Source organism: Paenibacillus ferrarius (assembly GCF_002027705.1).
Classification (GTDB): domain Bacteria; phylum Bacillota; class Bacilli; order Paenibacillales; family NBRC-103111; genus Paenibacillus_E; species Paenibacillus_E ferrarius.
In genome coordinates this window covers 63,870-89,710 of sequence record NZ_MBTG01000005.1, presented here as the reverse complement: position 1 = coordinate 89,710, position 25,841 = coordinate 63,870, and the positions used below count along the sequence as shown (strand labels likewise).

At 45.9% G+C, this 25,841-nt stretch carries 20 protein-coding genes and 1 pseudogene; 18 read left to right on the top strand and 3 right to left on the bottom strand.

Going from position 1 to position 25,841, the window contains the following annotated elements:
• Positions 1-25: 25 nt before the first annotated feature.
• From BC351_RS06845 to BC351_RS06835, 3 genes are read left to right on the top strand one after another with little or no spacing between them, the layout of a single operon-like run.
• Positions 26-619: an alpha-L-fucosidase gene (locus BC351_RS06845; RefSeq protein WP_079409987.1), complete on the top strand. Its 594-nt coding sequence runs from the start codon at positions 26-28 to the stop codon at positions 617-619.
• Positions 620-646: 27 nt separating this feature from the next.
• Positions 647-1,324: a discoidin domain-containing protein gene (locus BC351_RS06840; protein ID WP_079409986.1), complete on the top strand. Its 678-nt coding sequence runs from the start codon at positions 647-649 to the stop codon at positions 1,322-1,324.
• 34 nt (positions 1,325-1,358) lie between these two features.
• Positions 1,359-2,285 carry an RICIN domain-containing protein gene (locus tag BC351_RS06835; RefSeq protein WP_079409985.1) on the top strand — a complete coding sequence of 309 codons (927 nt, stop codon included), beginning with the start codon at positions 1,359-1,361 and terminating at the stop codon, positions 2,283-2,285.
• Positions 2,286-2,735: 450 nt separating this feature from the next.
• Here BC351_RS06835 and BC351_RS06830 read toward each other — a convergent pair whose 3' ends face one another.
• Positions 2,736-3,278: an RICIN domain-containing protein gene (locus BC351_RS06830; protein ID WP_079409984.1), complete on the bottom strand. Its 543-nt coding sequence runs from the start codon at positions 3,276-3,278 to the stop codon at positions 2,736-2,738.
• Between the two features lie 464 nt (positions 3,279-3,742).
• On the opposite strand from BC351_RS06830, the gene BC351_RS06825 reads away from it, so the two are divergent.
• The 6 genes from BC351_RS06825 to BC351_RS06800 are packed head-to-tail and all read left to right on the top strand — an operon-like array spanning position 3,743 to position 9,777.
• Positions 3,743-4,897, top strand: a complete 1,155-nt coding sequence (locus BC351_RS06825) for a glycosyltransferase family 2 protein (protein WP_158082000.1) — start codon at positions 3,743-3,745, stop codon at positions 4,895-4,897.
• Positions 4,898-4,912: 15 nt separating this feature from the next.
• On the top strand, positions 4,913-6,172 hold the full coding sequence (locus tag BC351_RS06820) for an aminotransferase class III-fold pyridoxal phosphate-dependent enzyme (RefSeq protein WP_079409982.1): 1,260 nt from the start codon (positions 4,913-4,915) through the stop codon (positions 6,170-6,172).
• A 14-nt stretch (positions 6,173-6,186) separates the two neighbouring features.
• Complete coding sequence (locus BC351_RS06815) at positions 6,187-7,218, top strand: zinc-dependent alcohol dehydrogenase (protein ID WP_079409981.1); 1,032 nt, start codon at positions 6,187-6,189, stop codon at positions 7,216-7,218.
• Positions 7,219-7,227: 9 nt separating this feature from the next.
• Positions 7,228-8,478, top strand: coding sequence for an MFS transporter (locus tag BC351_RS06810; RefSeq protein ID WP_079409980.1), 1,251 nt, complete (start codon positions 7,228-7,230; stop codon positions 8,476-8,478).
• 2 nt (positions 8,479-8,480) lie between these two features.
• Positions 8,481-9,080 (top strand): DUF1349 domain-containing protein, encoded by a 600-nt coding sequence (locus BC351_RS06805; protein ID WP_079409979.1) that lies wholly within the window; start codon positions 8,481-8,483, stop codon positions 9,078-9,080.
• A 25-nt stretch (positions 9,081-9,105) separates the two neighbouring features.
• Complete coding sequence (locus BC351_RS06800; protein ID WP_158081999.1) at positions 9,106-9,777, top strand: HAD family hydrolase; 672 nt, start codon at positions 9,106-9,108, stop codon at positions 9,775-9,777.
• A 94-nt stretch (positions 9,778-9,871) separates the two neighbouring features.
• Here BC351_RS06800 and BC351_RS06795 read toward each other — a convergent pair whose 3' ends face one another.
• Entirely contained in the window at positions 9,872-10,771 is a 900-nt protein-coding gene (locus BC351_RS06795) for a TIGR03943 family putative permease subunit (protein ID WP_079409977.1), read from the bottom strand.
• A gap of 18 nt (positions 10,772-10,789) precedes the next feature.
• A complete protein-coding gene (locus tag BC351_RS06790) occupies positions 10,790-11,725 on the bottom strand; it encodes a permease (RefSeq protein ID WP_079409976.1) in 936 nt (311 codons plus the stop codon).
• 521 nt (positions 11,726-12,246) lie between these two features.
• Here BC351_RS06790 and BC351_RS06785 point away from each other — a divergent pair.
• The 9 genes and pseudogenes from BC351_RS06785 to BC351_RS06745 all read left to right on the top strand — a co-directional run bounded on the left by BC351_RS06785 (position 12,247) and on the right by BC351_RS06745 (position 25,598).
• Positions 12,247-13,344, top strand: a complete 1,098-nt coding sequence (locus BC351_RS06785) for a putative 2-aminoethylphosphonate ABC transporter substrate-binding protein (RefSeq protein ID WP_079409975.1) — start codon at positions 12,247-12,249, stop codon at positions 13,342-13,344.
• 78 nt (positions 13,345-13,422) lie between these two features.
• Positions 13,423-14,460, top strand: a complete 1,038-nt coding sequence (locus BC351_RS06780; protein ID WP_079409974.1) for an ATP-binding cassette domain-containing protein — start codon at positions 13,423-13,425, stop codon at positions 14,458-14,460.
• Complete coding sequence (locus tag BC351_RS06775) at positions 14,460-16,184, top strand: putative 2-aminoethylphosphonate ABC transporter permease subunit (protein ID WP_079409973.1); 1,725 nt, start codon at positions 14,460-14,462, stop codon at positions 16,182-16,184. The genes BC351_RS06780 and BC351_RS06775 overlap by 1 nt, the downstream gene beginning before the upstream one ends.
• A gap of 48 nt (positions 16,185-16,232) precedes the next feature.
• Positions 16,233-17,018, top strand: coding sequence for a DeoR/GlpR family DNA-binding transcription regulator (locus tag BC351_RS06770; RefSeq protein WP_079409972.1), 786 nt, complete (start codon positions 16,233-16,235; stop codon positions 17,016-17,018).
• Positions 17,019-17,052: 34 nt separating this feature from the next.
• A complete protein-coding gene (phnX, locus tag BC351_RS42680; protein ID WP_079409971.1) occupies positions 17,053-17,868 on the top strand; it encodes a phosphonoacetaldehyde hydrolase in 816 nt (271 codons plus the stop codon).
• A gap of 27 nt (positions 17,869-17,895) precedes the next feature.
• Positions 17,896-19,011 (top strand): 2-aminoethylphosphonate--pyruvate transaminase, encoded by a 1,116-nt coding sequence (phnW, locus tag BC351_RS42675; RefSeq protein WP_079410220.1) that lies wholly within the window; start codon positions 17,896-17,898, stop codon positions 19,009-19,011.
• Between the two features lie 19 nt (positions 19,012-19,030).
• Entirely contained in the window at positions 19,031-20,164 is a 1,134-nt protein-coding gene (gene ald, locus BC351_RS06755) for an alanine dehydrogenase (protein WP_079409970.1), read from the top strand.
• Position 20,165: 1 nt separating this feature from the next.
• Positions 20,166-20,296: pseudogene (locus tag BC351_RS06750) on the top strand (MgtC/SapB family protein); the annotation flags it as partial.
• Positions 20,297-20,546: 250 nt separating this feature from the next.
• Entirely contained in the window at positions 20,547-25,598 is a 5,052-nt protein-coding gene (locus tag BC351_RS06745; RefSeq protein ID WP_144028304.1) for a cadherin-like beta sandwich domain-containing protein, read from the top strand.
• The last annotated feature ends 243 nt before the right edge of the window (positions 25,599-25,841 follow it).

The following is a 25,841-nucleotide window of genomic DNA, read 5'->3' as shown; positions in this document are numbered from 1 at the left end:
TAGACTATTTTCAGGAGGTTAACTTATGAAAATGTTCAACAAGGTAACAGCTTGTTTAGCGCTCGTCTCAACGCTTCTGTTTGGAGCGGTGTCTCCCGCTTTCGCAGACACTTACACGAATCAAAAGAACTATGTTGATTTAAGGTTCGGCATGTTTATCCACTACAATATGGGTACTTATACCGATGAAGAATGGGCAACCCCAGGACAAAACCCGCTCACCTTCAATCCAACGTCGGTGAATACGGATCAATGGGCTGACGCCGCCAAGTCCGCCAAAATGAAATATGCGTTGTTAACAACCAAGCACCACGATGGGTTTGCCTTGTGGCCAACCAAGTGCGGCAATTACAACGTGATGAACAGCGCATATCCGCGTGATATCGTGAAGCAATATGTCGATTCCATGCGTTCCAGAGGGATTTTGCCAGGACTATATTACTCGATTTGGGATCGTCAGCAAGGAATTGATGCAGGTTCCGTTAGCAGAACGGATCTCGATTTTATGAAGGGGCAATTAACGGAACTGCTTACCAATTATGGGGACATTCCTATGTTAATCTTTGACGGTTGGGCATGGAGAATGGGCAACCAAGTAGCTTTCCAAGAAATTCGCTAACTCATAAAGCGTCTTCAGCCGAATACTATGGTTACCGTGGTTAATGCTGTCAAAGAGCCATGGGATGGGGATATTGTTGTCTTCGAAGAACCATTAGGACCATCGCATTGGGCTCCTGCCAATAATACGTATGCAGCCAGCCAAGCCAATATTTTAGTTAACGGCGGTTGGTTCTGGCATTCAAGTATGACCAACACCAACCCCCAAAGCGTGTCTTACGTCGTATATGACCACTTAAATGTTTTGGAGTCTAGATATACAAATTTCATTTTAAACGTATCTCCGAATCGGCAAGGAGAGCTGGATCCCAATGTCGTGAATCGGTTGGCGGAAATTGGTGCCGCTTGGTCGCCAAATGCAGCCCGTCCTCCTTTGCCTCCACAACCAACCATGATGGAGCACCCGATTACAGCTAATTCAGCTTCGGCAAGCAGCGGAAACGGAAATTATGTCATTGATGGATCACTTGGAAATCCGGCTCCAGGAGGTATTACTGAAACAGCCTGGCAATCCTCCGTTTCCTTGCCGCAAACGGTTACATTGGATTTAGGCTATACGTATAACAATATTAATATGCTAAATTATTTGCCTTCCAATGATTTAACAGGTGGAATGATTACTTCCTACTCCCTCTCTGCCAGTCAAGACGGTAAAACAAGTCACGTTCCCATCGCAAACAGCTCGCTACTTCAAACTGCAAGCTAACTCGGCGACAGGCGGTTATGCCGCTGCTAGCGAATTGGAAGTCGGCTCTTCTACCAGTGATATTCCTGCCCCGACAGGAATCGATACGTTTGATTCCAATGCGGTGTACAGAATCGTTAATAAAGGAAGCGGCAAGGCGCTCGGAGTTGGAAACTCTTTAAATGAAGGGGCAGCCGTAGCTCAACGAACAAGTTTGGATGAGGCTGACCAGCAATGGATTATTGATGATTTAGGGTTGGGTAACTTTAAAATTGTCAACAAACTTAGCGGAAAGACGATGAATGTATCAGGCAATACGGTCATACAGTCGACAGATTCTGAAACGAGCGCAAGCCCTCCAAGCAAAACTCAGCAATGGACGATTTCCAATGTAGGCAACGGTTATTTCAAGATCATAAATGCACATAGAGGGAAGGATTTGGAAAATAGGAACAGTTCTGCAAGTGACGGCAACCCGACTAGCTCACGCGATTATTACGGAGGCGATCACCAACTGTGGCAAGTGCAAAAAATTGCAGATAATTATGTTCCTGCATCCTACTACAAAATTGTCAATTTGAAGAGCAACAAGGTACTTGACATCAGTGGAGGATCGCTTGCTGCCGGGGCTGATAACATTCAAGCGCCGTATACAGGCTCCGACAATCAATTGTGGAAGATTGAAAGTGTAGGCAACGGCAATTACAAAATAACCAGTAAAAACACCACAGGTTACGCACCTTCTGTGAATGGAGTTTCGAATGCAGATGGGGCTAAAATCGTACAATTGCCTTATAGCGGAGCGACGAGCCAACAATGGAAACTTCAGTTCATCGGAAAAGGCTTGTATCAAATTTCTAGCGTTAGTAGCGGAAAAGCGCTGGAGGTGAAAGACGGCAGTATTCTCGACAATGGCACACTGGTTCAAAATCCATTCACCAATTCGTCCGACGAAAAGTGGGCGATTGTGAAAGTGCAGTAGGTATTAAAACATGTTTACCAGAAAGATAAAGAAAGACGTTTTCTTAAAACAAGCACGAAAGCCCGCACTCTGAAGGGTGGGCTTTCGTGCGTAACATATCTTTGTTGGTCCCTTGTTACCCTAGCGAGATGTCAAAACGTTTCCAAAGGGTACGTAAGGCTCTGTATTTCCGTAATTTTGAACGAACCTGTCAATCAAGCAGGTTTGCGGGGCAGTTGGCAGTTTAAACGATGGTGAATGACGTTTATGCATACAAATCGCCGCATAGAAACGATGTTTCGACATTCGCAGAATGGATTGCCCCTACTTTCGCGACTGGCGATTACAGTATGGCTGCTCTTCCAGATACATAAAAAAGACGGTTTTTTTGTACCTATTTTTAGCATTCAACAAAAACGGGGCGCCAAGAAGTCAGTTTTCACTGACTTCTTGGACAACCCCGTGGTGTTATTAATGAGCAATAATCCAGCGCTGATTGGCGTCGCCAGTATAATCCCACTGGATAGCCTGCCCGCCGTCGGATGTCGACCATCCTGACATATCCAAGTACTTGCCGCTGCCTCGGTTAATAATGTACGACGAATGACCTCTATCGACACCGGTTGGAACAATTTTCCACTCTTGGTTCAGCCCGCCATTATCTGGCCATTGAATCACATTGGCTCCATTTGATGTAGACGCTCCGCTGACATCCAATAAGTCTGCGCTATTCGCGTTTCTGATGTGATAGTAACCATTTCCCAAACTTTCCAAATACCATAATTGATCATTGGCCTCGGAACCCCAGGTAAAGGACCATTGTATAATATTCGCACCGTCCGCTTGTTTATCCCATCCACTGACTCCTAATATTTTACCGCTATTTATATTTGAAATGTGCTGAGGTAACGGATTAGCATGCGTCGTCTGAGTAAATGCAGCAGGCGCTGCGGATCCAATAAATACAAGTGCAAGAATCGCTATCAACCATTTCTTCATGAGTAACCGTTTCATAAGATAAGTTCACTCCAGTCATTTTATTTTACTAAATTGCCGACCTAACTTGTTCAAAAAATAGATTTAATGTGCCAGAAAACAGTTCATGGTACTATCGCGCTTTTTGCCTATTTCGGGTTATCGATGGTGATGTCACCTCCTATGGTGTAAAAGTTAGTAATTTTTGGAAATGCATTTACATGTTAAGTTTACTTACCTCCTTTCCCCAAAGCCATGAACATTTTTGTCATTCAGCTAAGGAATACCCCAAAAATATCAATGAAAAGAGTAATCTTTCTAGTGTAAGATGAAATTGAAATTAATTCCAAATAAAGAATTTTTAAGATGATTACATGATTTCCGTACCAAGATGCCTCACGATTTGTTGCCAGTCTGTTTCTAGTCGCCTGTTTATTTTCTTGCGGTCATTTTTCAATTCTAAGTATTGAAACTTAGTATCAAGAAATTGGAGGAAGATGATTATGAAGCATTCAATCGTTGTTCCAGTCAATCAGGATTTTAACATTCTAACTTTATTTACGGAATCCCTTATGAAGAGCATTGGTCCTTCGTCCCAAATCATATTTATCAATGATGGTTCCGGACCTAAGGTTCAAGAGCTGTTGGAGCGGCTTCAGCGGGAAGCGCCTGCTGGGGTAAAGATCGAAATTATTCGCCATGAATACCCAAGAGGTTGTGCGGTTTCAATTAACGAAGCTTTGTCCACCGTAGAAGGTGACTACATTCATTTGCTTGATTCTGATATTATTCTTAATCCGAACTGGCAAGAGAAGATGGAGGCAACGCTTAACAGCAGCCCCACGATTGGAATGGCCGGTGGAGTGCTGCTTTACCCGCAGACGGGAGGCATTCAGCACTGTGGCATTACGTTTGCTGATACGATTGGACGACATTTGTTTCTGAATGCAACGCTGGAAGATATTCCCCGGGAAATATTTGAAGTGCAAATGGTCGTATTTGCGATGTTCACCATGAAGCGGGAAGTCTTTGAAAAAGTCGGTTATCTAGACGAGAAGTTTTTCAATGGCTATGAAGATTTCGACTATCAGATGAGAGCGAAGGCAGCCGGTTATTCAACCGTTATTAATCCGGAGATTCGTGCTTATCATTGGGAAAGAAGCAGCGGTATTCATCGAAGCTTCAATCGTAAAAACAACTTGGCGAGGTTTTGGAAAAAGTGGGGAAATGACATATATAGCGATATTTGGGATTTTACACTTTCAAATTTGAAAAGTCGGCTATCTTCCAATAATTTAAAACACGGATTGGCCTTCACAGGAATTGACTTGGCTGAGGTGCGCAGCGATGCAGAGACGTTCTGGGATCAACTGCAAAAGTCAGGGTTGGTGTCATTAACGGATGTGCACGATTACTCGAGCCGCTTTCAGTCCAATGGCTCGATCTGGCTCCCGCAAGTGCTGGGCAAAGAGCTAATTCATTCTTCGTCAAGACTGCTGTTTCTGGTTGACAATTTCACTCGGTTACTAGACAACCGTTATTGGATTGAGATACGACGCAATGCCTCATCTGAGGATTTGATCATTGATCTATATGGAAATGTCGTTATGATCAACCAAATTTACGAGAGCTGCTGGCCAGGGACGAAGGTTCGATAGTCAGGGGGTGTAAGGATGAGAGAAACCATAGAGCAAATAAATTTTACTAGGAGCTTGGAATGGCTAGAGCAAGCTGGTGCTATTATTCCCGGCGGCTGCAGCACGCTTGCCAAAAGTCCTGATCGGTTGTTTCCAGGTTATACGGCACTATGTTGTGCGGAAGCAAAGGGTTCGAGATTTACAGATTTGGATGGTCATGTGTGGTTGGATTGCGAGATGGCCATGGGGACGGTGTCCTGGGGGCACGCCCGAGATGAAGTGAATGAGGCCATTATTAGGCAGTTGGCCAAAGGAACGAGTTTCTCGACAGCATCAGACTTGGAGCTGGAAGCGGCTAAGCTGATATTGAAGCGATTTGGCGGTCGTTACAAGTCATTGAAGTTTGCGAAGGGTGGAGCAGACGTCGTTAGTGCGGCTGTCCGTGCGGCCAGAGCCTATAGCGGCAAGTCGAAGGTTATCGCAACAGCGTATCATGGATGGCATGATTGGTCCTCTTATGGGTATTACGGGCAAGATGCCGCAGCTCTGGGAATACCGCCCGGTATCCGTGACACGACAAGCTGGGTGAATAGCGGCGCAAATGCCATTATGGATTTGTTGGCTTCGGAAGCTGACGATATAGCTTGTATCGTACTATGTCCGAACGAGTGGGAGAAGGAAGAGCTGAGAGAGGTTGTAGCTGACTGTCATCGTCGGAAGATAACCGTCATTTTTGATGAAGTCACTTCAGGCATAAGAATGGGCAAGCAGGCAACGGCAGGTGAGTTCGATATTTGGCCTGACATTCTCTGCTTGTCCAAAGGAATAGCGAACGGACTGCCTTTGGCTGTCATTATGGGCGGTGATCCGTGGATGCCTTTGCTTGCAGACATCAAGTTCAGTTCTGCCCATGCCAGTGAAACGATTGCTTTCGCAGCGCTTATCGCTTGCGAGGGGTTGATGGAGCAGGCACCTGTTTGGCCGAGTTGGCGAAACAACACAGCTTCCATGATGAAGCAGTTGAAAGAGCTCATGGTGTCGCTCGGGCTGCATGATATGGAACTGCAAGGGACATACGCAAGCTTTTGTATTCGTCAGATAAGCCATCCTCATTTTTATCAAGATCCGTTTCGCGAATTTTTGGTCAAACATTTGGCGGCAGATGGCATTTTTAGCAAAGGTTATTTTGTGTATTCCGATTCCCATACCAAAGATGATCTGGATCGCGTCCAGATGTCGATTGAGACTGCCTTGCGATTATGGACCGAAGCCAATGAGCTTCTTGCGAATGATTAAAGGAGGAATGAATAATGAAGGCACTGGTATATACAGCTCCCAAAACCGTAGAGCTAATGGAGATGGATCAGCCTGAAATTCAATCAGCGACACAGGTGAAAGTAAAGATATATGGATCGGGCATTTGCGGTACGGACTTAAACGTGATCAAAGGAAAAATATTTGCCAATGCAGGAACGGTTATCGGGCATGAAGGGGTGGGCACGGTGGTTGATGTAGGCGAGCGGGTCAGAAGCGTTCGCGTAGGAGACCGCGTGATTATTGATCCAACGCAAGCTTGCGGCGTATGCCACTTTTGCCGAATGAGTCAATTTTGCTACTGTGAGAATTTTGAAGAGCATCAGGTCGGGATGACGATTCACGGCACTTTCGCGGAATATTACGTCGGAGAAGAGAAGTACATGTATCGAATACCGGATACGATGAGCTGGGAAACGGCTATGCTGATCGAACCGCTCGGTTGTGTGCTCAATACGTTCCTCAAAGCAAATATTAAGCCCAGTGATTCGGTGCTTGTTCTGGGCTCTGGAGCGATTGGGTCCTTGTGCCAATTGGTCAGTAAGCGTCTAGGTCGTCTGACGGTTGGGACAGAGCCGGACGATTACCGCCGCAGCTTTGCAAGCGAGATTGCCGATCATGTGTTCCATCCTGCGGAGATGACCGCCCAATCGGTGTTGGCAGTGAACGATGATCGCAAGTTCGATATCGTCGTTGATGCGGTAGGCAATCAATTGCATATGGCGCTTGATTACATCGGCAAAGGCGGACGGATCATCCCGATGGGTTACAACGAACAGTATGAGGTCTCCATTCGGCCAACAGATTTCATTAACAATGGAGTGAGCATCATTGGCCAGGTTGCCGTTCATCAAATCGTAGGCATGGCACTCCAGTTCGCCCAAAGTATGCCGGAGCTGGAACGGATGATCACCTCCAGGGTGGCGTTGGAGCACTATGAACAAGCATTCAACGAAACGATGGGCTATCACATGCGTACAGGCGAACCGCGTCCCATGAGCTCTGTCAAAACCATTCTAGTATGTTAGGGTGAATGTATGAACTTTGCAAAGTTTCGGCAGCTGCCCGACAACCCTCGGTATTCCATCTGGCTTGAGCCATTGTGGGCGATACCAGGCACGATTGTTTTGTTCTATGCCCCCTTGTATATGAAGGGGGCAGGCTTGAGCGACATTCAGATCGGTATCCTCAACTCGGTTAATTTGTACTTCTCCTTCGTGTTTCAGCTGTTTGCGGGAGCAGTTACGAATAAATGGGGCAGAAAGCGGACGACACTTCTGTTCGATCTCATATCTTGGAGTATCCCCATGTTTATATGGGCATTTTCAAACAATTTCTGGCTGTTTCTCATTGCATACTTATTGAACGCGAGTTCCAAATTCGTCACCGTCGCGTTCAACTTGCTGATCATAGAGGATGTGGATGAGAAGCAGCGTTCACTTGTATTTGCCATTATGAATATGATTATTATTTCCGCTGGCGTGCTGGCCCCTCTCGCAGGAGGGGTTATTCATAAGTATGGCATTATGCCGACGATAAGCGTCGTTTATTTCATCGGCGGCATCAGTATGACTGTGCTCTTTGTCGTACGTAATTACTTGACCAAAGAGACTGAGGCAGGGAGAGTGATGATTCAGACGCATAGCGATACCCATATTGTTCGTGGAGTTATGCAAAGTTTTCGCTTATTTGGTCAATCGCTGCGCAACCGACAAATGCTGCCGATCATTATGATAACGATTATTTCGAATATCATCCTACAGCTGAACTTTTTTCAGGTTATTTATTTGAAAGAGCAGCTTGGCTTTGGTGACAGGATGATCTCATGGATTCCTTTCATTACGGCTGTAACGACGATACTGGTATATAGCGCAATCATGCCTCGTTTGAAAGAACGAAATGAAGCCTCGTATGTGAAGCTGTCGTTAGCTGTTTGTGCAGCAGGATCGTTGCTGTTTTTATTTATTCCTGCAGGCAGCGTGCTCATGCTCGTTATTGTCACAACTGTACTCGCGGCAGGAACTTTTCTGCTCTTAACTTTCAGGGATTCCCTTCTCATGAACAAGCTCGGACATTATGACAAAGCCGATTTATATTCTTCTATCCAAGTCGTCATGTCGATTGTAGCGATTCCTTGGGGATATATTTCCGGGCTCATTTATAACATCAAGCCTTCCTTGCTCTTCATTATCATATTTATCAGCTATGCTAGTTTACTTCTATTGGCATACCCCATTGGCAAAGTGACCGGCAAACGCGTAGAACAATCAGTAACGATGGGAGAATAACGATGATTTCAAATTTATTTGCGGAAGAAACAAGAAAGAAGCTTGAATGGCTCAATACGCCGAAGCGATATAAGTTTACAGAGGACGGCAGACTGGTTGTTGAAGCTCCGTCCAAATCCGACTTTTTTCAAGATCCGGCAGGTATCCACTATGCCGATTCTGCGCCGTTCTTGTACTGGCCTGCGGGAGATTCTTTTGAACTGACGACAAGGCTTCGTGTCGATATGCGGCATATCTATGATTCCGGTTGTTTAATGATTATGCTGAACGAACAAAACTGGGCCAAGTTGTGTTTTGAATTTAATGGTCAACATGCGATCATCGTGTCTGTCGTTACGAAGGATGGTGTATCCGATGATTGCAATTCGGAGCGTGTAGTGGTGGAAAATCCTTACTTGCGTGTTATCAAACGAAACGAATGTGTTGCTTTTTCGTATTCGCAGGATGGCGCCAATTGGACGCTCATTCGATACTTCGGCATGCAGAACTCGGAGGAATGCCTGGCGGGAGTAGTGGCGCAGTCACCGCAAGGCGTGGGCTGCTCGGTGGAATTCGAATATTTGGGATTTAAGGAAGCGACGCATAACGAAAGCCGATTTTAAGCTATGTCGGAACGGGGGGATGAGGATGTTGAAAGCCGCTATATTTGATTTTGATGGCTTGCTGCTAGATACAGAAACGCCATGGTATCAGGTCTTCAAAGAGGTGTATGTCTTGTATGGCTTGGACTTGCCATTGGAGCTATGGGCGCGCCATGTTGGCTCTTCTTTAGATGCTTTTAATCCTTACGAATATTTGAAAGAGCATGCAGATGAGCCGATTGACCTTGTACAGATACAGTCTCATTTGGAAATGAGATATGAGCTTCGTATGGAACATGCCCAGTTGAGACCAGGGGTATTGAAGATTTTGCATAAGGCAAGTGAACTCGGTATGAAAATAGCAGTTGCTTCAAGTTCGTCTCACGAATGGGTGAGCGGTTATTTGAAATCGTTTGGGTTGATGTCGCTCTTCGATGAGGTAGTTACATCAGACGATGTGAAGAGAGTAAAGCCGGATCCCGAGTTGTACAAACTGGCGATGCACAAATTAGGCGTAAGCTCATTTGAAACGATTGCTTTCGAAGATTCCCCCAATGGCTTGAAGGCTGCCAATGCGGCTGGTATCCGATGCATTATCGTACCTAATGAGGTCACGAAAGAACTGGAATTCCCGCCTTATGAGAGAAGGCTTAATTCCTTGTTGGAATTTGATCTTGATCAATTTTTGTTCGAAAGCGGGCTGTCCGATCCGGCTTAAACAAAGTGGCTGTTTTAATGAATTGAACGTCAAGCTGTAAGCAAAAAAGATCGCCAACCTCCGATATAAGGAGAGATGGTGATCTTTTTAAGCGTTAACTTCCAAAGTAAGCATTTTGATAAACGTAGGGACTTGTTGGTTCCTTTTGCGTATCTATCGTTTTGGCAACGATCGTTACTACGTCTTTACCGTCAATATGACGTTTTTCGATGGTGCCCAGAGCGACAGCATACATATCGTTTTTCCATTGTTCGGGGCTGTCGGTTTCGATCAGAATGGCAAGTGGCACAGAGTCTGCGACACAGCAGCGCATCGAGAATCTTCCCAAAGCGAATTGCTTTTTGTTCATGGTGTCGAGGCGGTACACATAACCTGCAATTTGCACCTTTTTGCCGATAAATTGATCCTGATACAAGTCCATTGATGTCAGTGATTCTATATAAAAATCGTCATTAATCATAATGAGAGGCTGGTTAAACATTTCCAAAGCCCGCTTGGCATAAGGCTTGGTGTAGGTATTAAACGGAAAAGTCTGTCCGGTGTCCAGTTGTAACGCATCATCCGGAGCTTGCTTCTGAATGGCATCGAAATTATTAACGAGAATGCTCGCAGGAGTCAAATTCAACCCTTTTTTAGCGGCCATTTGACTTCCGAGCACCGCATTGGGAAACGAAAACGCAAGCACAAGCGGAACGATCAAGGCTATATACATGCTTATTATGCCTGGTTTCCAGTGATGGTGGCTGTGTGACGAGCAGGTGCAAGCGAATGCCGCTGCTTTCTTTTTGGACAAGACATCACGTACCGCCAAATAAAGCTGGTGCATAGCCAGCACGTACATGCCGACGGCAAGGCTTTTCACCCAGATATTCATACTCGGTGCCACATAATAAATCAGTGCATCCGACCGGCTAATCCGGACAATGAAAATAACGAATGCGATTAAGACGGCAGCTCGAATCGTTCGATGCGCAAACACGGACCAAATTTGCATAATTCCTTTGCCTCCATTCTATAAGTACGTATTCAGTCGATCGAATGCGACCGATCCTAGCAGAACGACAACGGCTGAAATGATCAAAACCGTCACGACGGTTTTGACACGGAATACTTTGAGCAGCATCAATGTGCTTTTGATATCCAGCATGGCGCCAAAGACGAGAAAAGCAAGCACGGAGCCCAAGCTGAAGTCGGGAATGAACGTAGCGCCAACGAACGCATCTGCAGTGGAACAAATGGAAAGGACATAGGCGAGTCCCATCATGAACAAATGCGGAGTGAAGTCCCCGTCGCTTAATGCAAGAAGCCACTTTTTGCTGACGATCGTTTGCAGCAAAGCTGTTACGGTAGCGCCTAGTACTAGAAATTTGCCTACATCAAACATTTCAATAGCGGCATGCTCCAGCGTTTCATGCCATTTATTTGTCCAAGCTGTTTTCGGGGCTTTATGGGGAAGCGGACGTTTGATGCTTTTTTTGCCTGTGGCGACAGGTTCAAGACTGTTGTTCACCGGACTGCGAAGCGCGGAATCGCGAACTCCGCGAGCCGCCCACACCCCGATAAGAGCAGCAGCAGCGAAAGCCAGCGCCATGCGGGAGACAGCCATCTGGGGCTGAGCCCGAAAAGCGACGAACGTAGACGTAAACACGACCGGATTGATGATGGGCCCAGCCATCATAAACACGAGGCCGATATAAGGCGGCATGCCTTTGCGAATCAATCGGTGCACCACGGGGATGATTCCGCATTCGCATAGCGGGAAGATAATGCCCAGCAAACAGCCGAAAAGGATGCCGGGAATGGTTTTCTTCGGTATCCATCGCTGTAGTGCCTGGTCGCTTATGAATGTTTGCAGCAGGGCGGAAATGATGACGCCAAGCAAGATGAAAGGAAACGACTCCAGTAAAATGCCGATGACCATAGTGCGAAAGTCGCTTAGAAAACTCATGAAGCCGCCCTCCTTTAGAAAAAGTAACAATCCACGAAAGTGTCTTTCGTTTGTTTGTTGTGTGTTTTGTTTGATATTATCATTGGAATGTTAGTTCTACAACAACTTTTCATTAAATAATTGTAAATACCATTGGAAAACGAAATGAATTGTAATGTTTCTGTAAACTTACATGACATTTTTTGAGGGTGAATAGTCTTATTTTTAAATAACAATGAAAAAAATCCAAAAAAAACATAGTTATGTCATGAATTATGACATTTAGGTCATTGACACATCACTAAACAAAACATATAATCTGAGTATAAAAACAACTAAAAGAAACAAAAAGCAATTTAAAATGTTTTAGTAAGGTTGTTTTTGTGTTTGTTTACGTGCTAAAACGATGCGGGGGGGATCTTTGATCGAAGGTCGATCAGTGAAACAGCAATTAGCACCCAGAGATTGCAAAATGAACGTAGAGAGAAGAGTGAGTGAAGTATCGGAAGGAACAGATTCTAACCAGGAGAGGAACCGGAACAATGACCAAATTAACTGGAAGTCTAATCGTTATCGTGACCTTGGTATCTTTATTAACGGCATGCGGCAAATCCGCAACCAGCAATGAGACAACATCCGGAGTTGCCGCAAGTCCAGCAGGAATAGGGAGCTTGGATACAACCAGTAAGGAATTGACCGTGTATACGGCACTGGAAGATGATGCGATCAAGAACTATTTAGCTAGTTACAAAAAGAAATACCCAGATGTCAAAATTAACATTGTCCGAGATTCGACAGGGGTGATCACGGCCAAGCTGCTGGCCGAGAAAGACAATCCGCAAGCAGATGTTGTTTGGGGGTTGGCGGCAACAAGTTTGCTGGTGCTTGATCAGAATAAACAATTGGAACCTTACGCTCCGCAGGGGGTAGAACGTGTACTTCCTGAATTTAAAGATAAAAATGTACCCACGCATTGGGTTGGCATTGATGCCTGGGAAACAGCGTTTATTGTTAACAAAACGGAGATGGATAAGCGTAAATTGCCCGTACCTGAATCTTATGCGGATTTAATTAAACCGGAATATAAAGGGCTTATTACAATGCCGAACCCGTCTTCCTCAGGAACAGGTTTCCTGACCGTATCCGGACTCATTCAATTGGATGGCCAAGACAAAGCATGGACGTACATGAACGAGCTGCATGAGAATATTGGCATGTACGTTCACTCGGGGTCGAAACCGGCCAAATTGGCTGGCACCGGCGAGTACCCGATCGGCATTTCCTTCGGATATCGCGGGCTGCAAGAGAAGAAGAATGGCTCCCCGGTTGAGGTTGTGTTTCCGAAAGAGGGCTCTGGGTGGGACGTAGAAGCCAATGCACTTATTAAGAAGAAAACAATGAAACAGGTGTCCAAGCAGTTCCTTGATTGGGCCATTACAGATGAAGCCATGCTGGAATACAACAAAAACTATGCGATCTTGGCTATCAAAACAGATGCTTCCAAACTTCCTGAGGGTTACAAGGTGGATCCGATCAAACAATTAATCAAAAACGATTTGAATGAAGCTGCAAAAAATCGTGAAAGTATTTTGGCAGAATGGGATAAACGTTACAACACGAAGAGCGAGCCGAAAAAATAGTCAGCGAGTATCCGGAAGCGGCTGATTCCTGGCCCCAGCAGCCGCTTCCTGCTCATTCTAAGTTCAAGGAGGCAACTTATGCCAGAAGCCTATTTATCCATTCAAGGTGTGAACAAAACATTTGACTCCTTTACAGCTCTTAGGGAAATCAACATTGATATTCAAAAAAATGAATTCATTTGCTTGCTTGGTCCAAGCGGCTGCGGCAAAACAACATTGCTGCGCATTATCGCCGGTCTTGAGAAACCGACGCGCGGGCGAGTAGCGGTCCAGGGCAAGGACATTACGGCTTTGCCGCCATCCAAACGAAACTTTGGCATGGTCTTTCAATCCTACGCCTTATTTCCGAATTTAACAGCCTATCAAAATATTGCCTACGGGCTGCAAGGAAGAAAATTCTCGCAGAAAGAAATCGGCGACAAGGTAAGCGAAGCACTGTCGCTGGTCGATCTGCTGCACATGAAAGACCGCTTTCCTGCTCAGCTTTCGGGCGGACAGCAGCAGCGGATTGCACTTGCCAGAGCATTCGTCTTATCGCCGGACTTCCTATTGCTGGATGAACCGCTATCGGCGCTAGATGCCAAAGTTCGGGCCAAACTGCGCGAAGAAATTTGTAATTTGCAAAAGAAGCTGGGTATTACAACGATTATGGTTACCCATGATCAAGAAGAAGCTTTAACCATGGCAGATCGGATTGTTGTTATGAATAATGCTGAAATTATGCAAGTTGGATCACCTCAGCAAGTGTATGATCAACCGGAATCGCCATTTGTGGCTGATTTTATAGGGTCCATTAATTTCCTTGCTTATTGGTCTCACAAAGGAAATCATCCCCTTGCCCATTTAGCTGTCAGACCCGAGCACATTCGAATATCTTCTCCAGGTTCAGGCTTTCGAGCTGTCGTCAAGCATATGGAGTTCAGAGGTCCGTTCTATAGATTGCTTTTGCAGCCAATTCGCGAATTGAAGGAGATGATTGGCAATCAACTTCTCTCTGTGGATATATCCTCTGGGCATGTTCACAAACTTAACTTGATCAAGTTTGCCGAAGTTTCCGTCGAGTTTCCGCAAGATAAGGTGATTTCGTTTAAGCCGGATGACGTGGTGACTGTGTGATGGAGAAGCAAACTTCTGGATGGACACCGCCTGTTCGCCGAAATTGGGGAGAACTCATCAATTTGCAAAATTTCCTTATCGCCGCGCTTGTTATTACGTTATCCACAACGACATTAGTTCCCCTCTGCTTATTATTCAGTAAGGCTTTCTTCAATACGAATGATGAATTCATCGGGATTTATAATTTCATCAAATATTTTACGACGCCATCTTTGGCGCAATCGTTATGGAATACGATATGGGTTTCTCTGCTTTCGACCGTTATTGCCGTCAGTCTAGCCTTCCTGTATGCGTATGGAATAAGCCGGACGGCCATTCGAGGTAAAGCCTACTTGCACTATGTCGCAATGCTGCCGCTTTTCGAGCCGACGATGATGCATGGAATCGCTTTAACGTATCTTTTTGGCAATCAAGGCATAGTGACAAAGGGCTTTTTCGGATTATTGCCGAGCGGTATCAGCATACCGATTTACGGTCCTGTAGGCATCGTTATTTCCGAGGTCATTTATTTGTTTCCGCAAGCATTTCTCATTTTCATTACGGCGTTGTCCATCACAGATCAGCGCTTGTATGAAGCTGCGAAGACATTAGGCGCGAGCAAGAGCAGAATGTTTCTGACGGTCACCCTGCCATCGGTCAAATATGGATTAATAAGCGCTATTTTCGTTTGCTTCACGGCCTGCTTTACAGATTTCGGAGCACCGCAAGCGATCGGCGGCAAATTCAACGTATTGGCGACAGATATTTATAAGCAAGTCATCGGACAGCAAAATATGTCAATGGGAGCCACCGTAGGTATTTTGCTAACGATTCCCGCCATTATCGCCTTTGTGGTAGATCGAATGGTGGAACGAAAACAGCGGTCCATGCTTTCCTCCAAATCGACTCCCTACCGGATTAATGCTGGTAGAGCCCGTGATACGTTCTATCAACTTTTTGGCATTCTCATTTCTATCGCAATCCTCATTCCATTAATCACGATTGTCTGCGCTTCCTTGATCAAAGTTTGGCCCTATAATTTAAGTTTCAGTTTCAAACATTATGATTTCTCACATGTAGCAGGTTCCGGACTTGACCCGTTCTGGACTAGTTTACGGGTATCGTTCCTTACAGCGATAGTCGGAACAGTCATCACGTTTCTATTCGCCTATTTAATCGAGAAATCGCGGCATTTGAACGGTCTTAGGCAGATTGGCTATTTTCTATCGGTACTGCCGCTTGCACTGCCTGGTATGGTAATAGGTCTGGCTTACATTTTCTTCTTTAACAATCCGGGCAATCCCTTGAATTGGATCTACGGAACGATGATCATCCTTGTACTGGCCAATATTACTCACTTCTATGGCGTGCCTTTCATCACAGCAACGACGGCGCTGAAGAAACTGGATAAAGAATTCGAACTCGTTGCCGAATCCATGCGCGTACCCTTCTATAAGACATTGCTGAAAGTCACGGTTCCGATGTGTCTGCCGGCAATCATTGAAATTGCCATGTACTTCTTCGTCAACTCGATGGTTACCTTTTCTGCCGTCGTGTTTCTGCGGTCTGCGGATTTGAACTTAGCTGCCGTAGCCTTGGTGAGCATGGAAGATGCGGGCGATGTCGCAGCGGCTGCAGCCATGGCGGTGCTCATCGTGATTACGAATGTTATCGTAAGACTGCTGTATACTCTACTTTCGAAGAATGTAAGAAAGAAAACAGAGGCCTGGCAAGTTCGCAAATAACCGCTGCGTTACTGCTAATGAAGCAAATGCACAAGGGGGTTGCTGTTCGTGTCATTAATCGGTGAAGAGCGCAAAGACTATATCCTTAGTCAAATCAATTCAGAAGGCAAAGTTATGACCAATAAGCTTGTAGAAGCACTCCAAGTTTCTTCCGAGACCATACGCAGGTATCTGGAGGACCTAGAAGAGGCTAACAAGTTGAAGCGAGTCTACGGGGGTGCGGTGAAAATGAATCGTTCCCAGGAAGAGCCCTCGCATATGAACAGGGAAGTACTGAATGCAGACGAAAAACGGAAAATAGGCAAAGCGGCTGCAGCGCTCGTAGAGGACAATGAAATCATTTTCATCGATGACGGCTCGACGACTTTGCAGATGATCGAACATCTGCTGGATAAGGAATATCTGACGATTTTGACCAACTCGATTCCTGCGCTTTTTGCACTCATTGATTATAAAAACAGAGATCTCTACTCCGGAGAAATAATTTTCACTGGAGGCAAAGTGAGTTCGCTGCAATCCAGAGTTGTTGGCTCATTGGCCGAGTCAATGGTGGAGCATTTTTATGCAGACAAAGCATTTATTTCTATCGACGGCATGATCATCGACAAAGGGGTCACGTCGTTTGATGAAGAGCGCGGTCAACTAGCGAAGAAGATGATGAAGCATGCCAAAATGAACGTTGTGGTTGCCGACCATTCCAAAATAGGTCTGGTGCAATTTTATAAAATGGCGGATTTGCAGGAAATCGATGTCATTGTTAGTGGAGTTCCAGTGCCGGAAGACTGGAAGGCTGAATTAGAGCGTGTTTGTGTTCAGTGGATTGAATCTGAATAACAATATTTTATGAACAGTGAGAGGGCTGGTTAGGATGACGAAAAAAGTTGAAAATCAAATTCAAGCCGTTATTTTTGATTGGGCAGGTACGATGGTAGATTATGGTTGCTTTGCACCACTAGACGTATTTCTGCGGATTTTTGAGAAGCGGGGTATTGCCATTACAGCTGAAGAAGCGCGTGGCCCGATGGGATTATTGAAATGGGATCATATTCAAACTTTATGCGCCATACCGCGAATCGCGCAGCTATGGAAGGATAAATTCGGGGTATTGCCAACAGATGCTGATGTGGATGACTTGTATGCTGATTTTGAGCCGATGCTTTTTGACATTTTACCGAGATATACGGATCTGATCCCTGGCGCCCTGGACTTGGTGAAGGAACTGCGGGCAAGAGGACTGAAAATAGGCTCAACAACGGGATATACAGCAGAAATGATGAACATTGTAAGTCGGGAAGCCAAACGGAAAGGATATGAGCCGGATTCATTGGTGACTCCTTCTGAAGTGAGAGCGGGAAGACCATATCCGTGGATGTGCTACATTAATGCCATGAATTTAGGCGTTTATCCGTTTAAGGCGATTATCAAAGTTGGCGATACCATCAGCGATATTCAGGAAGGTGTCAATGCAGGCGCATGGAGTGTTGGCGTCGTGAAAGGCGGAAGCGAACTTGGCCTTACCGAGGAAGAAGTGAACACGATGCCGGCTGAAGAATTGAAAGCCCAAATAGCTGTCGTTGAGAAACGCTTCTTTCAAGCAGGAGCTCATTACGTGATCCCGACAATAGGCGATCTTGTGCATGTTATTGATGACATTAATGAACGTATGGCGGGAGGCGACGAATAGATGAACAGAGCGAAGGAGAGTACAACGATGAATATTGAGCTGATCGAAGACAACCCTTATTTACTTCTGACTCCCGGACCGCTTTCCACTAGTAAGAGGGTAAAAGCGGCCATGCTGAAAGACTGGTGCACATGGGATGATGACTATAATCGAATTGTCCAGGATATCCGCGCTAGGCTTGTACAATTAGCGACCAAGGAGACTTCGCTATACAGCTCCGTTCTGATGCAAGGCAGCGGGTCATTTTGCGTAGAAGCTGTCGTCGGAAGCGTTATTCCGCAGAATGGCAAAATTCTCGTCATGGCCAATGGCGCCTATGGTCAGCGGATGGCTCATATGGCCAAAATGCTGAACATTCCACTTGTCCTTTTGGATAACGGAGAGGTTGCTCCTCCGGATTTGAATCAATTGGAATCCATGCTGCAAGAAGATGCGGAAATTACGCACGTAGCAATTGTTCATTGTGAAACGACGACAGGCATGTTAAACCCGATTGAAGCGGTAGGCCGAATGGCTAAAAAATATAACAAAACCTATATTGTGGATGCCATGAGCTCATTTGGCGGAATTCCGATGGATATTACGGATCTGCAAATTGATTATCTGATCAGCAGCGCGAACAAGTGCATTCAAGGAGTTCCCGGATTCGGCTTTGTTATCGCCAAGATCGATGAATTGACAAAGTGTGCAGGCTGGGCCCGCTCGCATTCCCTCGATTTGTTCGATCAATGGGACAAAATGGAGCATTATAACGGCAAATGGCGGTTTACCTCTCCCACTCACGTTGTCCGTGCTTTCTATGAAGCTCTGAAAGAGCTGGCAGATGAAGGTGGCGTAATTGCTAGGTTCAATCGATACAAAACAAGTCAGCGAGCACTCGTCAAAGGAATGAAAATACTCGGTTTCGAGACGCTGTTGCCGGAGCAGCTGCAGTCGCCGATCATCACATCCTTCTTATATCCAGAAAGCGAAGCTTTCCAGTTCCAGACTTTATATGAGAAATTGAAACGCAGAGGCTTTGTGATCTATCCGGGTAAAATTACGAATGCGAATACGTTTCGGATCGGCAACATTGGGGAAGTACAGGTAGACGATATGATTCGTCTTGTGGATACGATACAGCAAGAAAAGTTTTGGACATAACCAAGGGGGATGAATGAACATGATTATTGGCGTACCCAAAGAAATTAAAAACAATGAGAATCGAGTTGGCATTACACCTGCGGGTGTTGCCACTTTTAAACAGTATGGGCATGAGGTGTGGATTGAGGCAGGCGCTGGTTTGGGGAGCGGGTTTGCAGACGAAGATTATCTTGCTGCAGGTGCGGAAATCGTGCCCTTCGCAGCGGATGCTTGGTCGGTTGAGATGGTTCTTAAGGTAAAAGAACCACTTGAGGAAGAGTACATGTATTTTCGGGAAGGGTTAATTCTGTTCACTTACTTGCATCTTGCGGCAGAATCCGAGTTGACCCGTGCGTTAACGGAAAAGAAAGTGATAGCCATCGCCTATGAAACGATTCAATTGAGCAATGGATCGCTTCCGCTTCTGACGCCGATGAGTGAAGTTGCAGGCCGGATGTCCATTCAAATCGGTGCCCAATTCCTTGAGAAGTCCAAAGGAGGAAAAGGCATACTTCTAGGCGGTGTTCCTGGTGTAGCGCCAGCGGAGGTCGTTATTATCGGCGGCGGCGTGGTAGGGACGCAAGCGGCCAAAATGGCGGTTGGCTTAGGCGCAAGCGTGACGCTGCTTGATGTTAATGCAGAGCGGCTGCGCCAGCTGGATGACCAATTTCAGGGACGTCTGCGCACGCTAATGTCGCATAGCAGCAATATCGCGGAGGCGGTTAAGAAAGCGGATCTGCTGATCGGCGCCGTCTTGATTCCGGGCAGCCGAGCACCGCGACTTGTGACAGAAGCTGTCGTGAAAACGATGAAGCCTGGTTCGGTTATCGTGGATGTAGCTATTGATCAAGGCGGCTCGATTGAAACGATTGACCGGATTACAACACACAGCAACCCAACATACGTGAAGCACGGCGTAGTGCATTATGCGGTTGCCAATATGCCTGGGGCGGTCGCGCAGACATCGACAGTTGCATTAACGAATGTAACGATCGGCTATGGCTTGCAAATTGCCAATAAAGGCTATCGACTAGCAGGATTGCTGCATCCAGACTTGGCAAAAGGCTTTAACACAATTGAAGGCAAGGTCACGTATAAAGCAGTTGCTGATGCGCAGGGATATCCCTATGTTGAAATTGATAGCGTATTAAACGATCTGTCCGTTTCTGTATAGAGCCGTTGCAAGCTGTTTGATTACGATGATCTCCATCGAATCGCTAAGCAAATTCTCCGTTCTAGGCCACACCAATATGGACCCGATGCGGCTCGCTGCACAAATCTTAAGCGAGTCGGATTCTTGGGTGCTTTTTCAAAAGTTGAAAGAACCCCCCCCCCCCGGTATATTTACAAAATCATCATATTCATATAACAATCCACAAATACAAAACCAATAAAATACAATTAAACATAATAAAAACAACATATATTAATGTATTTTAGTTTTGTTTCGGGGAGGTGCCTCTAATAAGTTAATCAGTTACTAGGCAACATTGCTCTGCGCACTGGCTCTGCATGTGAAGTAACAAGTCAACTTAATAAAAGGAGGATTCCTTGTGTTGAAATCCAAGAAACTCGTATCCGCATTAATGGCATGTACCATCGCTAGCTCAGTTGTTTATTCAGCGGGAGAAGGCTTTATTCCGGTCGCATCGGCTGCTGTTGCGGTCGATAAGCCAGTACCTTCCACGCCCGGAGGCCGCTATGAACAATCCATCAGTGTAACGCTTGCCACTACGACGCCAGGGGCAGACATCTATTATACGCTGGACGGCACATTGCCAGACGAAACCAGCCTTAAGTTTAATGGAACACCCATCCACCTGACGGAATCGACGAACATTTCGGTGATTGCCCTTAAGGATGGTGTGTGGAGTAAACCCGGGACATACGGCTATATCATCAAGACTACGGAACAACCATTGCTAAAATTTGCTGCGATGTCAGACGTCCATCTAGATCCAAATTTAAGAGAGGAAACGGATGCTCAAATTAAAGCGAGGTATGCCAGCAATTTTAATGTCATTTCTTCGATGTTTTCAAAACCAGATGCCATTGTTATCGCAGGCGATCTCATCAGAGATAATAACGATGGCAAAGGAGGCGATCACACGTTTACAAGAGATATTTTTCAGGAACAAATGGTACGCAAAAACTGGTCGGACACGCTGATTCAGGTTGCAATAGGCAACCATGATGCCAGGGTTTCTGATGTCAAGAATGGTTACCCGGCCGCATGGTTTACGACCCAGACAAATGGTTATTACGAGAAGACAATCAAAGGTTATTCTTTTTTCTTCCTGAATGGGAACAACTATAACGGGGACACGGGACAGAGAGACTGGCTGAAGGGACGGCTCGCTGCCTTGACTGGCGATACCGGCAATCGGAACAAGCCGATCTTCATTACACTGCACCATCCGATTCCCAATACGGTCATGGACGGAATGCAGGCTGATAAAGTTCCGAACCTGTATAAAGATTTGCAAGACTTTCCGCAAGTTATCGTCTTATCCGGACACTCGCATTTGAACATTAACGATGATCGTTCCATTCATCAGAAGGATTTCACCTCGGTGAATCTTGGATCCATGTCTTATATTGAGAGCGAATGGGGCTATTCCACTGTAGGGCAAGGCGGATTGGAGGACAATCAGGCTTTGCATAAGTCGATTACGCAATCGCAATTCATTGAGGTATACCAAGATCGTATCGAAATTGAGCGAGTGGAGTACAATGGCGATGCTCAGTACATGTGGATTGGAGGTGCATGGCAAGAACATAATAAAGATAGAGCGGCTCCTTTCAACAGTGCTGGCGCATTAGCGGGTAAGAAATGGGTCGTGAAATTAAAAGGCGATACCAACGAAGAAATCAAAAGCAATTTCACTTACACGCCAAGTCATCGGAACAAAATAGCACCGCAATTTCCGACGAACCATGATATGAAGGTGCTGCCTGGAGCAAATGACGTGCCAGTGCTCTCCTTCAGGCAAGCCAAGGACGATCAGTCCATGCATCATTACGAAGTCAAATTGTACAACCAAAGAACGGCGAAAGAAGTAAAATCGTACAATGTATTGTCGGACTTTTTCTATTCGCCAATTCCGAACAGAATGAATATTCCAATGGCTGGACTTGCTTCGGCAACGTCCTACATCCTTACCCTGACTGCTGTAGATGCTTACGGCAACAAAAGCGAGCCGTTAAAGACCGTCTACCGTACCGAAGGCTCAACCCCGGCATTGACGCCGATTGACCAGGCTACGATGTGGAATCAGCTCGTGTCGGATATGAGATTTGACGACAATTTGAATGATGATGCAGCTGGCTCAATTGGTTTGGCGACCAAAAGCGGTACTGTCACTTATGTCTCAGGCAAATCCGGTAAAGCCATTAAAATTGAGGCCGGCAATACTAATTATGTCGATCTTGGCGAAAGAAATGATTTGAAGTTCGGGAACGGCGACTTCGCGATCTCGTTCTGGCACATGGGTAACTTGGCAGGAGATCAGACAGTTCTCTCCAGCAAAAACTGGTATTCGGGCGGTAATCAAGGTTGGTACATTGGCCCTGCGATTGGGAACAACATGACACTTAATATGGCTGGGGCAAAAAAAAATCGCATCGAAACTACGGTAACAAGCGTGGGAGAGGATTGGCACTACTTTACAATATCGGTAGATCGGATGAACAAGAGGGCCTCCATTTATATGGACGGGGTTTTGGGGAAAACAGAGGATATTTCCATATTGGGCACAGACAGCCTGGATGCTGGTTATCACATCATTCTTGGAGCGGATGGCAATAAGGCCTATGGCGGAGCAGAAGTTACGCTGGACGATTTGAAAATCTGGAAACGCGCTCTAACTGCCACGGAAGCCAAAGCACTATCTGACTCGTATAAGGAAGAGACGACTGAAGCTTTATACAACTACAATCAGTTGACAGCAAAAATTCTGGAAGCTGAGCAATTCGCCGCACATATTGCGGGAACTGCAGGATTATCAATTCCAGTACAACTGCAACATGAATTAACGTCTAAGATTGCTGCGGCAAAAGCCTTGACTTCAGTCGACAGTGCAAATGTGATCGATCAGGGATATCTGGATTTGAATTGGGCTTTGCAAACTGCCCAGAGCAGCATTGCAGTCACATTTATTCCCAAAGACGATTTTTCAATTAATTCCTACAGTTCTTACGCAGACAATGACAACGATGCAGCGCCCAACATCCTGGACGGTGATGAAGCAACCATTTGGCATTCAAAGTGGCAAGTACCTGCTGCTCCATTCCCGCATTGGGTTATTATCGATATGGAGAGTACCTATAAATTAAGCGGTATTCAAAGAAAGAGCCGCCTGAGTTCAGACCAGTTGGAATTCCCCAAAACGTTTGAATTGTACGCTTCGGATCAACTATCCGACTTCGATGATCCTGCATTCATGGGCAATGCGGCTAATAAAGCTGTCGGCACGTTTGGCAAGACCTGGACAGGAAGAGTTTATAAGGATTACGTCAAGCTGGACAAAACACTTCAGGGACGGTATGCGAAATTCGTTGTTACCGGAACCTATGATCCAGCCGCCATCTATACCAGCATGAGCGAAATTGATTTTACTGGTGTAAAGGCTTTAAGCGACGATGCAACTTTGAAGGAATTGCAAGTAAATGGCGTTTCGCTCAGCAGTTTCGCCCCAGATAAATTTGCCTACGCGTTCTCGGTACCGTATGACAAAACTGTGGCTGCGGTAACTTACACGCTGAAAGATCCTTCTGCATCGGTAGTGATCGCGGGCGGGGAGAATTTGATTGTAGGCGCCAATCCCATTACGGTGACGGTGACGGCGCAAGATGGCACGATAAGTGTTTATACCATTGTGGTAACCAGACACGCTCAACCGCTATCATCCAACGCAAACTTGCTCGATTTGCGAGTTAATGGAATGACAGTGAGCAGTTTTGCACCGGACAAGCTGCATTACTCCATGGATGTTCCATATAGCACAACTGTGGCCACTGTGACTTATGAGAAAGTGGATTCTGCTGCAACCGTATTCGTGAATGGTGGAGAGAATTTAATAGTTGGTGCAAATCCCGTTACGGTGACGGTGACGGCGCAAGATGGCACGATAAGTGTTTATACCATTGTGGTAACCAGACACGCTCAACCGCTATCATCCAACGCAAACTTGCTCGATTTGCGAGTTAATGGAATGACGGTGAGCAGTTTTGCACCGGACAAGCTGAACTACTCCATGGATGTTCCATATAGCACAACTGTGGCCACGGTGACTTATTCAGTTTATGATGCTGAAGCTAGTGTCGTTGTCATAGGGGGCATCAGTCTAAATGTCGGCTCCAACATGATCACTGTTAAGGTGACGGCACAGAATGGCACGTTCAAGGAATATGGCATTATGGTAAATCGTTCGTCAAGTTCAAATTCAGAACAGGGGTCATCCGATTCTTCAGGACCCTCGTCAACACCGGATGAACCTGAGCTGCCGAAAGACGCAGTAACCATCAAGGACAAGGACTTGCAGGGCGGTCAGTCAACCGTATTCGTCGAACTATCGGAAGGAAAGAATCGCCTGATTATTGGGGTGGAGCAGGCTGAGCAGCTTAATGGACGCACGCTGCAAGTTCAGGCCCAGAACGTCAAGCTGACGGTTCCTGGTGAACTGGTGAAATCTGCCAGCGGTCTGCTGCCGACACCTGACAAAACGGCTGTGGTTACCGTGGAAATCGAACCGGTTGAAGCAGTGCAAGCTGAGCGGACGCTGAGGGAAGCAAGCCGCAAGAACAACGTTATTTATAAACTAGGCGGACAGATGATTGATCTTTCGATCTTCGCGACCAACGCTGAGGGCAAACAGTTTGCCCTAGATAAGCTTGAGAAGCCTGTTAAGATAACGTTACCGATTCCTGCAGGAACCGATCTGAAACTGGTTGGTATCTACGAAATCAAGGAAGACGGAAGCCTTGCCTATTTAGGTGGAAAGCGTGTTAACGGAAATACGGCAATGGAAGTCGGTATTGATCGACTTAGCCAATACGCCGTGCTTTCTTTGGAGAAGAATTACAATGACGTGACCAACCAGCACTGGGCATACGCGACAATTCGAGAGCTGACAGCTCAGCATATCGTGAATGGGGCGACGGATGCGAGCTTTGCGCCTGGCAAAGATATATCCCGTGCTGAGTTTGCAGCAATGCTAGCCCGGACGTTAGGCCTTGCATCTGCCGAAACGTCTCCGTTCGGCGACGTGGGAGCGAAAGACTGGTATGCGAAGGAAGTGGCAGCTGCCTATAAAGCGGGAATCATTACAGGCCATTCAGAGCAAGCTTTCGAACCTAATCGCAGCATCACCAGAGAAGAGATGGCCGTCATGCTCGTTCGCGCCTATGAGCACCGGACAGGCTCCAAACTTGAGCAATCTTCAGCAGCAAGTTCGGATGCGTCCGAGATCAGCGACTGGGCTTTGCCTTTCGTGAACAGCGCGCTGAAAGCGAAGCTGCTCTCGGGACGCCAAGAAGGGTTGTTCGTACCGGACGAGCATACGACCCGTGCTGAAGCAGCTCAGGCAATCTACAATTTGCTGAAATAGACAATAAAGAAGATCCCATACAAGTCTGATTGTAGGGGGTCTTCTATTTTCTTATTCGTTCGGAATATTTACAAAATCACCATATTCAATTAACTTTCCAAAAACAAAAAAAGGGTAAAATAAAACAAAACAATCATAAAAACAATAAAAAAATGTGTTTTTACATGTATTGTTTATTATTTTTAGAAGGGGAAAAGTTTGCTGGAAGTCAGTTAATTACTCAAAAAGTATTTAAGGAGGACA